Here is a 12603-nt window from a genome sequence, read left to right as displayed (position 1 = left end):
CGCAATCCGCTAAGTCGTTTGCCACAAATCAGAACCAGGCATGTCTAGCTATCGTGCACCTCGCTCCAACGCTGATAGTCTCTCTTCGTGACTCAATGTTTGACCAACAAAACGTTCCACAAGTTGAGTCAATCTAGCTAGTCGTCTGTCGATCTCAGCCATGCGGCGATCATGGTCATCCATGCGGCGGTCATGCTCTTGAGTAGAAATGGTTAACTGCTCAGCAAAGGCAGCAATGGCTTGGGTGTTGGCTTCCTGCTGTGCTTCGATGCGGTCTAGTCTTTCGCTCATGCTCAAGTTACGTCAATCAAGTTATCGGTGGATAGGAAGGCAAAACAGATTTTATGCACAATCACAAAGAGGTTAGTCTGTTCGTCGTCTTTCCTTGCTAGCCTTCGATCCATAATACCCCCAGACTCCACTAACCTTCCGTTGCAATCAGCTTTGACTATTCCAGTCGACCCATCTTCTGTAATGCTCTGTGGCAATCACTTTTGGAGGCTCAGCCTTGATAGTGTTCGTTGCCCTTGCAGATTACTTCATGCGCTGAAAGAAACTGAATCCAACAAGCTGATATTGTTTTGGCAGCCAAAAGTTCAGGGGTCAAATCAACCTCACTCACTTCACAATGCCCTCCATACAGACTTTTATTGAATCGCTTCACCAGCAATATCGCGACCTGGATGCTGGTCAGCTTGCTTCATACATTCCTGAGTTAGCGAAGGTTGATCCTCACTATTTTGCGATCAGCGTCGTCACAACAGACGGCCAGGTCTTTCAGGTAGGAGACGTCGGGCAACCATTCACGATTCAGTCTATTTCAAAGGTGTTTGTGTATGGAATGGCCCTGGAAGACTGGGGTCGCGATCGCCTCCTTGAAAAAGTCGGCGTAGAACCCACAGGGGATCCCTTTAACTCCCTAATCCGGCTGGACGAAGATTCGCATCGGCCTGATAACCCCATGATTAATGCTGGGGCGATCGCAACCACAGGTCTCATCAAAGGGGACAATCCAACGGAGCGGTTAAATCGCCTACTCGCGATGTTTCGCCGCTATGTGGGGAAAGAAGTCTATGTGGATATCTCCACGTTTCTGTCAGAACGGGCAACTGGGCACCGCAACCGAGCAATGGCGCACCTCATGCTCAACTTCGGCATGATTGGCGACAACCTCGAAGAAGTCCTCGATCTGTATTTTCAGCAATGTGCCTTATTCGTCACCTGTCAAGATTTGGCAACAATGGCCGCAGCATTGGCAAATCAAGGCCGACATCCTTTAACCGGAGAACAGGTTGTTAAGCCAGAATATGTTCGCGACATCCTCAGCGTGATGTACACCTGCGGCATGTACAACTTTGCTGGGGAATGGGCTTACCGAGTCGGAATTCCGGCAAAGAGCGGTGTCTCGGGTGGCATTCTGGCAGTGGTTCCTAATCAAGCGGGCATTGCCGTCTTTTCGCCACCACTCGATCAGAATGGCAACAGCGTTCGTGGCCTCAAAGTATTTGAAGCGCTTTCCCAGGAATATGGGTTTCATCTCTTTGATCTATCTATGGGGCACTGTCGATTGAAGGACAGTTTATCCTCATGAAGGGACTCGAAATTCCGCAACAAAAAAGGGTGGGCAACTGCCCACCCTAGAAGACCTCTGACTAAACAAAGTGATCTCGCCCTTAGGGTAGAAGCAGCACTTCTCCAAGACCGTAGAAGGCTGCTTCAATGAGATCGATGAAAAAATCTACATCAGACCTAGCTGAGACAGGATGCCCTGACCAGTGACGTACTCAGTTGCTAGGCCAATGACGAAACCTAGCATAGCCAAGCGACCATTCCAGTTTTCTGCGAACCGAGTAAAACCAAACTTGCCTTGCTCTTCAGTCATGTCTAAACCTCTATCTAAGTTCAAGGGGACTACAATATTTGTGCTCTCCTCTGTAAATAAATATTAACCACTCTCTACAGGAATTGCAACATTTATTTAGACTTTGCAGCGCATGATACTAAAGTGCCCTATTTCAAAGCCATAGCGCTACCTCCACCTCGTCTATTGGGTTCAGCTACCGCTGTCAAAACGCCATCGGACTTGACAAAAATTCCTGTTGCGGCCCCAATCTCGGTGGCACTCAACAATAGATGGTCTTTAGCTAATAGAGCTTTGCCAATATCAGATTCTTCGAAACCTTGATCAACCAGTGTCGCCCCGCCGTTGCGCTGAGAGATACGAGGAGCCGCGATCGCCGCCTCTAAATCCATCTCGAAGTCAATTATGTTGACCGCAATGCCTAACACTGTGGTGATGATGGTTGACCCACCAGGAGAACCCCATGCAATGAATCCGCCATCTGGCGCAACGGCCATGGTCGGGGCCATACTGCTGCGAGGACGCTTACCTGGTTCTGGCACATTGGGATGAGGCACTTCAGTATTGAAATCGGTTAGCTCGTTGTTGAGAATAAACCCGTATCCAGGCACCACAATGCCAGATCCTCCAGTCGATTCCAGTGTCAAGGTGTAGGACACAGCCATCCCCGCATCATCGATAACGGTCAAATGGGTTGTTGATCTCCCTTCCAACTCCTCAACATTGGAGACCGTCGGCATCGTATTCAGGCTGGGACTAGGGTCTTGCTGGTAGGGTAGCGGATTTCCCGGTGTAGCTCGGTAATCTGCTGTTTCAGGAGGCTGAGACAGTAGATCAGCTCGCCGACTCGTCGCATAATCAGTACTCAACAGTCCTGGTGTTGGCACATCGACGTACTCTAAATCACCGAGATAGGCATTGCGATCGCTAAACGCTAGCCTCTCAGCCTCGATTAGCCAATGTAGCGCTGCCGCCCGCTCCATCGCGCTTAAGTTGTAGCCTGCCAACAAATTCAGCGTTTGCGCTACGGTGATGCCACCGCTGCTGGGCAATCCCATACCATAAAACCGATAGCCCCGATAGGTGCTTTCAACTGGAGGACGAATGCGGACTTCATAACGATCCAGATCGGCAGCGGTCAAGCGTCCAGGCCAAACCTTGAACGGGGGGTCAACTATGACGGGAGGAGCTTGAACAGTTTGAGCGATCGCCTGACCGATTTCGCCTCGGTAAAAAGCATTCACACCCTTCTCTGCCAGGAGGCGATAGGTCTTTGCAATATCTGGATTACGAAACAGACTGCCAACTTCAGGGACATCACCGTTTGGCAAATAGAGTGGCTGAGTACTTGTGAAAGCGGTAAAACGACCTTGATTTTGCGTAATTTGGTCTGCAAAAGTTTGATCTACTGTAAAACCGTCTTCGGCCAAAGCGATCGCAGGCTGTAAGACCTCCGACAGCGATAGCGTGCCATAACGCTCTAGCGCTGTCGCCCAGTTGAGCGGCGTTCCCGGAACGCCAACGGCCAGTCCACTGCTGATGCGATTTGGGAAAAAGGGTAGGGAATCACCTGTGGTACTGTCGGGATCGCGGAAGAGATCAGGAATCGTAGCAGCAGGGGCTTCTTCACGGCCATCCAAAGTAATTACGGTGTCACCTTCAGGCTGATAAATCATCATGAAGCCACCGCCGCCAATTCCCGCAGAAAAGGGATCGGTTACACCCAGCGCTGCCGCCGTTGCGATCGCGGCATCCACCGCATTACCCCCTGCCCTAAGAATATCAATGCCAATTTGAGTAGCGTCAACATCGACACTCGCTACTGCACCGCTTGTGCCTGTAGCGATATGGCTGGGCTGTTGCGATCGCGCGGGAAGGCTCAACCATACGCCCACAGTAATCCACACACAGAGACCCACGCCAACGAGAGCAGTCCTAATCGAACGACGATTCATTTTTTCTAATGGGATGATGATTGGAAAGCTGCTTCCGGTATGCCCGAGAATCACTGCCCATGAGAAGACCGCAATCCTCTATTCCGAAGCAACTCGTCTAACCATACTGCTTCTTCTTGAGCTAAAGCAGGCACGGGGTCTGGTCGGTAATCAAGCTTCAGGTCATAGCCGGAGCGATCATAAATCTCATTCAGCAAAGACTGCAAAAACACTAAAGGCTCCTCATCTTGAGGTCTCAGTGGTAAGGGGAAAACAGGTATTTCATCCGACAAGTTAAACGTGTAGAGATCAGCCTGAGGTCTGAGATGACTTCGGCTCACCAAAATTCTGTAGTGACTTTGGAAGTCCCCAAACATTGGCATAGGGTCTAAGGCTCTCAACAGATCAATTTCTACTAAATGAGTCGCACTGTTGAGGACTTGCACTCGCTTCGTTTCATAGGATTGTCGGCCCCGACCAGGACGCTTGTTAGCAATAGGTGAACACCCGGCCAAATCTCCGGATGCTCTAGATAGGGATCCACACCGGGAAAAGGCGACATTACCAGGTGGTGTCCTAAAAACCTTGAAATAATGATAAGTCCATGCGCTGAATCTGAAATCAGAACTGATCGCCTAAACTTAAAACTTCTTCATACCAAATACGGTTAGTTTTTCTTCGGCAATCCCATTGGTGGTTTCCCCTTACCCTTGCCGGCGATCGCTAACAATAGCCGAGTCATAATTCGTCCGTCGTCCAGCTTCTGCATACTAAATTGACCACCCAACTGATGGATAAGCGTTCGGCAAATGCTGAAATGTAGACCTGGTGGACCATCGAGTGGAGAAGGGACCAAAATGTCGTCAGGTCTGCCGTGCTTCAAATCTTTGAGTAGCTGACGCGGAACATCACCATCATCCGTAATCGAAAGTTCCATGAAGGAACGATCCAAGGGACGACACCAAATATCCAAACGGCCTTGTTCAGGCGATCGCTCACAGGCAGCAACGACTAGTTCAAACAAAACGAACTCAATTTTCTCCAAATCACCCGCAATGATGACGTTGCTGTCATTGTGAACCTTTGCCCACAAATGCCGTGCCTGAATGAGCGGATTGACACGCTCCATCAGACGATTCAATAAGCTAATGAGTGGTGTTGTCTGTTGGTGACTTTGTAGTTCCCAGGCTTCTTTGTGCAGTATCTCTTTCAAACCGTGGGTCAGCGTCCCTAATTGCCGGACGAGCTGCAGTTGTTGCTGATGGGTCAGATCTTTTTCTCCTGTCATTGGGTCGCTCAGCCGTTGCAAGTTGGCATCTAAGTGGCGATAGACCTCCGCCAACCGCTTGTGCTTGTACCAATTGAGCATTTCCAGGGACTCTTGGCGTGAAAGCAGTAGATTCACTACGCTTAGATGACGACGTGACCACGCTAACTGACTTGATAGCAGCGAGATAAGACTGAAGTCATGATCGGTCCATTTGCGATCAGGCCCTGCGGCTACAATCCAGACGCCATTAGGAACATGCCGATCTGCCGTCTTTAGAACCATCAGCAAGAACTTGCTTTCAGGGGGTGCAGAAATCCACTGACGGGTTTCAGGCGGAAAATCTTCCCAAGTAACTGACAGAGGTCCATCGGTCTGTTGTGCCCAGTTAATAATGGCGTCAGAGCCAATTGGAATATCGACCTCTTGATTGACTGTGAAATCCATACTGTGAGAAATGAGATGACTCACACGAGCAATGGGATCGCCTACGTGCCAGGTCACCAGCACAACTAGGGAAGCATGCAGCAAATCAATCAAATTCTGGCAGGCAGATTCTTCTAACTGTTCAAGCTGCGACGTTTGCTGTAGGGTTCTCAAGCCCCACTGAATCGAACCATACAGGTCTTCTTGCTGATCAGTCTGGCGCTGAAGTTGCCACTGCCGCAAAATGAGTCCGATCTGGTGTCCGATCTTCTGCAACAGTTGAGAATCTGCTGGAGACCATTGACGTGGTGCCCGACTAGCTAAGACAACAATGCCTTCTGGAGCATTGCCCGGAGCGACATTGCAGGCCAGCAAAGATTGAGCCTCCAATGTCTGAAAGTTTTCTCGCCAAGCCAGCAACTTGAGATCATTAGTGAGATCGTTGATCGCGATCGCCGATTCACTGCTCTCCAGCATTTGCCAATCCACCTCATCCAATGTCGGCCAGGTCAACGATAGCCGATTACGTAGAGGTCCCGTTTTGCGAAAAACGATGTTGTATCCGCCTCGCTCGGCATCATGCAAGAGCACTAAAAAATGCTGCGCGTCCGTGGCCTGACAAATATCTTCACCACACTTCTCTAGCGTTTGATGCCAATCGCTGTCGTTTTGAATACTGTGGACTAGCCCAGTCAGCAGTTGAACTTCTGCATCGGATTGTTGCCGAACTTCTTCAACCGACAAGCTCGGCATCATCAGTCCCGTTAAGCTAGCAACCGTTGTCAAGTAATCTCGATTGGCCTCATTCCAAACCTGAGGTTTCTTATTCTCAACGCTGATAAATCCCAACAGCATTTGATGCTCAAAAATAGGAGTAACCATCAAAGCACTAGCTTTCAACAGTTTCATGAACTGGTCAGGAACGCTGGCAGTGTGAGAACTTTGAGCTTCCCCCACAACCAAGAGCTGTTGATTGTGTAGAACTTGATAGACCCCTTTGATTTTGCTTGCGCTAATGGTTAATCCCGGTGCATCAGACGTGTACCGTTTTTGGTTTTTCGATGAGGGCGCTTGAATCGTCAACCGCTCCCAAAACTCAAAGTCTGTTGAATTAAGCCAAAAAATACGAACGCGGTCAGCATCAACAAACTGAAAAATGGACTGAGCCACGATTGAGAGTTGTTCGTCTCGATCAACTACCGTTCTGAGCTGTTCAATCAGACTGAAGACAGCCGTACCCGGATCTTTTCGCTTTTGAGTTTGAAGCGCCTGCTCACGTTTGTGGAGAACATCTGCTAGCGCGCCGCAAATAGTAGAGATGAAGGTGCGATCGCTATTGCTGATTGTCTGCCCCCACTGGTTGGATCCCATCAGCAGGACTCCGTAGCAAACCTCTCGCCGTCGCACAGGAAACATGAGAGCGCCCTGAATGTCCAGCTGTTCCGCCAAAGTGTTCCAGGCAGCAATACGAGATTCCACTTGCAAATCGTTGATAATGAGAGGCCGTTGCTGAACAACGACCTGCTCCATCAGATCGCCGGGTTCCAGCGAAAAGTTGCTCTTCAGCAGACGATGAGGTTTTGAAGCTACATAGCCCTGACTAACAACCTGTTGCTGAGTCCGCTGGTAGATTCCAAACCAGAGCAGCGTGTAGCCCAGTTCCTCCTTCAAATTCTCAAGCAAGGAGGAGACTAAATATTCAAAATCCTCAGTATCGCGTAACAGCTTTAGGATGCGTGCGAGTGCAACAAGACGTCTTTCAGGATTGGGATTAGGTAATGTCGAAACCATAGCGAGTCTGTGATTTTCTAAGCAGAAATCGAATTTCGCAGGAGTTCGTATAGGAAGTTATCAGCAGCATGTCGAATGCAATGCCGAAAATAGTTAACGAGAAGCACTAGATGGTTTGGAGGCAACTTTATAGCTGTTCGTGATTCATGAAATCAGCGAACAGCCCGATTTGAACAAGGTATAAGTACCCACAAGTCTATAACTCTTGTACCTTAAACGGTCATACAAACTTTTAGGCGTGTTGATACCAGAAAATCTTTGTGTGGGGTTCATGCAGAATGAGTAATACAGATGGGGGGTTATCCTGCGACTGCCTGTATCGTCGGACACTGAGTCCTCAAGTCCGTTGACAATTTTAGAAAGAAGCAAGATCGTTAGGTGTGATGAGCAGCAGCTTCAATGAGCAGTCTACCCAAACTTTACAGATGATCTGTGTTTGCCTTTTAGACAAAAGGCTTTGACGATTTTAGAGACGAAAAAATCGTTGATTTGTTCAATTGAAGACCATTACAATTTCCCAGCTACAGCAAACTCATCACCAGTAAGTGAACAAAAGCGCGATCGCACCGCCTTCATTCAATAGACTCAAGATAGGCGATCGCAAGGTTAAAGATCATGGTGGATTGGTATCAGCATGGGGTCAGGCCGCTGCTGTTTCAAGGTTTTAGAACAGATCCCGAATGGCTGCATCAGCAGACGCTGAACCTGCTCAAAATGCTGACAAATACTGCTGACGATACAAGCAACGCTCCCCAATGGATATCCACGGCCACTCGGAATTGGCTGCGCGATCGCTGTCAATTTTCTCATCCCTGCCTATCTCAATCTCTTTGGGGCTGTACGTTCCCAAATCCGCTAGGACTTGCCGCCGGATTTGATAAAGATGGCCTTGCAGCCCCTGCTTGGTCACTCTTGGGCTTCGGATTTGCTGAACTTGGGACAGTAACCTTTCATCCGCAATCCGGCAATCCTCAACCGCGCCTCTTTCGACTCCCCCGCGATCGTGCTGTAATCAACCGTATGGGGTTTAACAACCAGGGTGCAGCACAGCTTTCGCAACGGCTTAAGCTTTATTGGCAAGAGCAACCGTCGCTCATTCCCATCGGCATTAATTTGGGAAAATCAAAAGTTACGCCCTTAGATCAGGCTGTTGATGACTATGTCCAGAGTTTTCGACTGCTCAAAACGCTGGGTGATTATTTTGTCGTCAACGTCTCGTCCCCTAACACACCAGGCTTGCGATCGCTCCAGGCCAGCGAGAACCTTGCCCCTATCTTGGCTGCCCTACAAGTTGAGAATACGGACGGTAAGCTGCTGCTGGTCAAAATTGCTCCCGATTTGGATTGGGCAGCGATCGCTGACGTCCTAGAGTTAGCTCATGCACACAACCTAGCGGGCATCATCGCTACGAATACGACGATTCGTCGTGAAGGACTGCGAACGGATCGAATTTGGCCTACTGGGAATCGAGCTGCGGAGGAGACGGGTGGACTCAGCGGTGCACCTTTGCGCGATCGGGCCACAGAGGTCATTCAATTTCTCTATCGAAAAAGCCAAGGGCAAATTCCCATCTTGGGTGTTGGCGGCATCTTTACCGCCCAAGATGCTTGGAACAAGATCGGTGCTGGGGCAACGCTTTTACAGGTTTATACAGGCTGGGTCTATGGGGGACCTGAAATGGTGCGCCACGTTCTCACCGGATTAGCACAACAGCTAGAGCGACATCAAATTAAGCGAATAGACGAGGCGATCGGGCAGCAGCTACCGTTTATTGATTAATCGTTTTTGTACACGGTTTCGTCTTCAGCTCGCCAAGCCGGGTCGACGATACACACGAAAACGAGCGGTTCAGTCCCTATATTTTGAATAAACTGACGAGCATTGGGAGGAATGTAAATCGCATCCCCTGGCCCAACAGCCTGAGTCTCATCGTTGATGTGCATTTTGCCCTGCCCGCTGAGAATGTAGTACACCTCAGAGGTCGTTAGCGAGTGATCGACTGAGGTTTGCCCAACGGGAACGATCGCGTGGGCCAAACTGTATCTCAGATCAATGGGTTGCTTATCCGGGTGCAGAAGTTCTCGAAGCTGAGTGTTGTCTCCGGCGATAAACATCTCACAATCTTGCAAGGTCTTAACAAGCATGGCAACGGGGTCTCCAATAAGGCTGTAGACGTCATAGCGATTTCCCGTAGAGGCAGCAGAAAAGAAGAGTGAACGAACGTCTACCACCGCTTGCTATGACCAGCTAGCTCTCAGAAAGGGGACGTTCTAACCCAACGGATTCAAAATCTCGACAGGAAATAGCGGCTTCTGAAAGCGCTTCCCTTGGATGCAGCGGACATTTTAGTAAGTAGTTGCCTGAGAAGTATTGGCACCGAGAGCAAGGAATCTGGTGCATAAGCTTTGCTCGCTGCACACCATCTCGCAGCATTGCCCACAAACTCCACAGCATAAAGGCAAGCGTCGTCCACGCCAGCACGAAACAAATGGGGACTAAGAAAGGCTGTATTGCTTGGACTAAACGATAAGCAACAGCAAAAACGAGTTGCAGAAATACGGACATAACCTTGGCATCTAAATTGGAGCAGCAGTTCTTTTACTATACGGCAGTTCAATTACATCAATAGATTTAGTTCTATAACAAGCCGTACTACACACTTGTATTGACTACTATGCATGGGTCAGTCAGCTATCGGACAGTTTCCAAGATTTGGAAATTATCCTTCGTTTATCAATGCTTGGGCAAGGAAATACGAACAAGGCAAAACAAGCCCTTAAGCAAAAACTGATTGCCTGAGGAGACAGACAATCAGCTCTTTAAGTCATGTTAAACGTATCTAGTAGGCCAGACCCATGCTACGAGAAGTCTCAGCACCTAGATAAACTCGAATGCTAAGGAAATCAGTAGGACAGGCAGTTTCGCACCGCTTACAACCAACACAGTCTTCGGTGCGGGGGGAAGCAGCAATTTGACCAGCTTTGCAGCCGTCCCAAGGCACCATTTCTAGAACGTCAGTGGGGCAAGCTCGCACGCACTGAGTACAGCCGATACAAGTATCGTAAATTTTGACAGAGTGAGACATTGAAATGAAGGCTCCAATGTTAACGGGACATTCAAATATCGTTACAAAGACGCCACTGGTGTGAATACGCTCTGAAACGAACAAACGCTAAGGGTTCTCCTATCTTTTAGGTAGTCTAAGGGGTCGATTTTCCCGGTCTCAGTAGAACCCTTCAAAAATTTATAGAACGTAATACTACACCGCTTTCCCATAGAGGAAGTCTAGGGTCAGCCATAGTTTTCTTGATTACTGTGCTATCAGCAGCTTACTGGCCGCACTCAAATTATTACCACTTGCATTGCCACTTGTGATCAACTTCAAACAACTCACGATTGAATTGACATATTGCTAAGGCTTCAAAGTCGTTCAAAAATCCCCACGAAGCCAAGGCACGCTTTCCGATAAACTTTAGAAATGTCTAAAACCAAACTGTGTGGTGTTTGAAGCTGTATTGCGTTTCAATTTCCCACATCCCACTTGTGGTCTAGGGGTTTGGTGATGTTTATTGTGATAGCCGAGAAGGGTTTGAATTATGAGCCAGGAAGTGGTTTTTGAGAAAGTTCAAAAGATTGTCGCTGAGCAACTGGGTGTAGACGAAGCAGAAGTCAAACCAGAAGCAAGTTTTGCGAATGATTTGGGTGCGGATTCCTTGGATACTGTTGAGCTAGTCATGGCTTTGGAAGAGGAGTTTGATATCGAAATTCCAGATGAAGCTGCTGAAGGGATTGGTACTGTACAGGCAGCCGTCGATTTCATCAAAGATAAGAAGGCGGCATAGCGATCGCTTAGCCCGTGCAATGTTGTTATCGCAGATACTCAATAATTAATGACGTGTATCTGCTGCGTAGGTGAGCTATGAGAGAGTTGGAAAAAAAGCGAGTTGTCATTACCGGTTTAGGTGCAATAACGCCACTGGGTAATGATTTGGAAAGCTATTGGCAAGGTTTGCTAGCTGGGAAATCGGGAATTGGCCCTATTACCCATTTCGATGCTTCCCAGCACGTCACTCGAATTGCGGCTGAGGTAAAGGGTTTTGATCCCCACGACTACATGGATCGCAAAGATGCCAAGCGCATGGATCGCTTCGCCCAATTCGCTGTGGCAACCAGTCGGCAAGCGTTAGCAGACGCTCGATTAGAAATTACAGCGCTCAATGCTGAGCAAGTTGGCGTCATGATTGGGACCGGGGTCGGTGGTTTGAAGGTCATGGAGGAACAACAAACGGTCTTCCTGAATCGAGGCCCCAGTCGCTGCAGCCCATTCATGGTCCCCATGATGATTGCCAACATGGCTGCTGGTCTAACGGCCATTCATACCGGCGCGAAGGGTCCCAATTCTTGTCCTGTAACTGCCTGTGCTGCTGGCTCCAACGCGATTGGGGATGCTTTCCGGCTAGTGCAGCAGGGCTATGCCCAAGCCATGATCTGCGGAGGAACAGAAGCTGCTGTGACACCTCTATCAGTAGCCGGGTTTGCTTCTGCCCGGGCCTTATCGACCCGCAATGACGAGCCACAATTGGCCAGTCGGCCTTTTGACCGCGATCGCGATGGCTTTGTTATCGGCGAAGGCTGCGGCATCCTGATCTTGGAATCATTGGAGCATGCCCTAAGTCGGGGTGCCAAAATCTATGCTGAAATTGTTGGCTATGGCATGACCTGTGATGCTTACCACATGACAGCTCCCGTTCCAGGTGGTGAAGGTGCAGCTCGATGCATTCAACTGGCCTTGAAAGATGCCGACATCACGGCTGACAAGGTGAGCTACGTCAACGCCCATGGCACTAGTACGCCGGCCAATGATCCCACTGAAACTCAGGCAATCAAAACTGCTCTAGGGGATGTCGCGCAAAAAATTGCCGTCAGCTCAACCAAGTCCATGACGGGGCACTTACTGGGCGGCTCGGGGGGAATTGAAGGGGTGGCCTCAGCGATGGTTGTCAATCAGGACCACGTGCCGCCTACAATCAATCTCCAAAATCCAGATACGGGCTGCGATTTGGACTACGTTCCTAATCAATCGCGAAAACTGTCCGCAGATGTGGTGCTCTCTAACTCATTCGGGTTTGGCGGTCACAATGTCACCTTAGTTTTTCAGAAATACCGTAGTTGAGGCTACAAACTAATAGGTATAATGACTTACTACAAGGTGTTCAACGCTTAAATCCTGATACACATTCTGCAACTCATCCCGTTCTGTGCAGCCAACGCTTTGAATGGCCCCCTTTGACAGCTTGTTAGACGGCAGTGTCGATGGGATGATT

The 12603-nt window shown here is 49.1% G+C and carries 12 protein-coding genes; 4 read left to right on the top strand and 8 right to left on the bottom strand.

The window, feature by feature from the left end; translation table 11 throughout:
* Positions 1–48: 48 nt before the first annotated feature.
* Entirely contained in the window at positions 49–291 is a 243-nt protein-coding gene (locus PN498_RS03865) for a hypothetical protein (protein WP_272061364.1), read from the bottom strand.
* Positions 292–628: 337 nt separating this feature from the next.
* On the opposite strand from PN498_RS03865, the gene glsA reads away from it, so the two are divergent.
* Positions 629–1591, top strand: coding sequence for a glutaminase A (glsA, locus tag PN498_RS03860; protein ID WP_272061363.1), 963 nt, complete (start codon positions 629–631; stop codon positions 1589–1591).
* A 147-nt stretch (positions 1592–1738) separates the two neighbouring features.
* Here the strand turns inward: glsA and PN498_RS03855 are convergent, their stop codons facing one another.
* From PN498_RS03855 to PN498_RS03840, 4 genes are all read right to left on the bottom strand, one after another.
* Positions 1739–1882, bottom strand: coding sequence for a chlorophyll a/b-binding protein (locus tag PN498_RS03855; RefSeq protein WP_272061362.1), 144 nt, complete (start codon positions 1880–1882; stop codon positions 1739–1741).
* Between the two features lie 128 nt (positions 1883–2010).
* Positions 2011–3816: a gamma-glutamyltransferase gene (gene ggt / locus PN498_RS03850; protein ID WP_272061361.1), complete on the bottom strand. Its 1806-nt coding sequence runs from the start codon at positions 3814–3816 to the stop codon at positions 2011–2013.
* 50 nt (positions 3817–3866) lie between these two features.
* A complete protein-coding gene (locus tag PN498_RS03845; protein ID WP_272061360.1) occupies positions 3867–4310 on the bottom strand; it encodes a DUF4058 family protein in 444 nt (147 codons plus the stop codon).
* A 152-nt stretch (positions 4311–4462) separates the two neighbouring features.
* Positions 4463–7279 (bottom strand): sensor histidine kinase, encoded by a 2817-nt coding sequence (locus tag PN498_RS03840; RefSeq protein ID WP_272061359.1) that lies wholly within the window; start codon positions 7277–7279, stop codon positions 4463–4465.
* A 618-nt stretch (positions 7280–7897) separates the two neighbouring features.
* Here PN498_RS03840 and PN498_RS03835 point away from each other — a divergent pair.
* Positions 7898–9058 (top strand): quinone-dependent dihydroorotate dehydrogenase, encoded by a 1161-nt coding sequence (locus PN498_RS03835; RefSeq protein ID WP_272061395.1) that lies wholly within the window; start codon positions 7898–7900, stop codon positions 9056–9058.
* Here PN498_RS03835 and PN498_RS03830 read toward each other — a convergent pair.
* The 3 genes from PN498_RS03830 to psaC all read right to left on the bottom strand — a co-directional run bounded on the left by PN498_RS03830 (position 9055) and on the right by psaC (position 10364).
* Positions 9055–9423, bottom strand: a complete 369-nt coding sequence (locus PN498_RS03830; protein WP_272061358.1) for a cupin domain-containing protein — start codon at positions 9421–9423, stop codon at positions 9055–9057. The genes PN498_RS03835 and PN498_RS03830 overlap by 4 nt on opposite strands.
* A 103-nt stretch (positions 9424–9526) precedes the next feature.
* Entirely contained in the window at positions 9527–9844 is a 318-nt protein-coding gene (locus PN498_RS03825) for a hypothetical protein (protein ID WP_272061357.1), read from the bottom strand.
* A gap of 274 nt (positions 9845–10118) precedes the next feature.
* Positions 10119–10364 (bottom strand): photosystem I iron-sulfur center protein PsaC, encoded by a 246-nt coding sequence (psaC, locus tag PN498_RS03820; protein ID WP_272061356.1) that lies wholly within the window; start codon positions 10362–10364, stop codon positions 10119–10121.
* A 511-nt stretch (positions 10365–10875) separates the two neighbouring features.
* Between psaC and acpP the strand changes: the two genes are divergently transcribed.
* Positions 10876–11121: an acyl carrier protein gene (acpP, locus tag PN498_RS03815; RefSeq protein WP_272061355.1), complete on the top strand. Its 246-nt coding sequence runs from the start codon at positions 10876–10878 to the stop codon at positions 11119–11121.
* A gap of 77 nt (positions 11122–11198) precedes the next feature.
* The gene (gene fabF / locus PN498_RS03810) at positions 11199–12452 is read left to right on the top strand and encodes a beta-ketoacyl-ACP synthase II (RefSeq protein WP_272061354.1); all 1254 of its coding nucleotides are present in this window, start codon (positions 11199–11201) and stop codon (positions 12450–12452) included.
* Positions 12453–12603 lie beyond the last annotated feature (151 nt).

The sequence above is a fragment of the Oscillatoria sp. CS-180 genome, from assembly GCF_028330965.1.
GTDB lineage: Bacteria > Cyanobacteriota > Cyanobacteriia > Phormidesmidales > Phormidesmidaceae > Halomicronema.
Note: the sequence above shows the minus strand (reverse complement) of the source record. Positions and strands in the feature narration are given on the sequence as shown.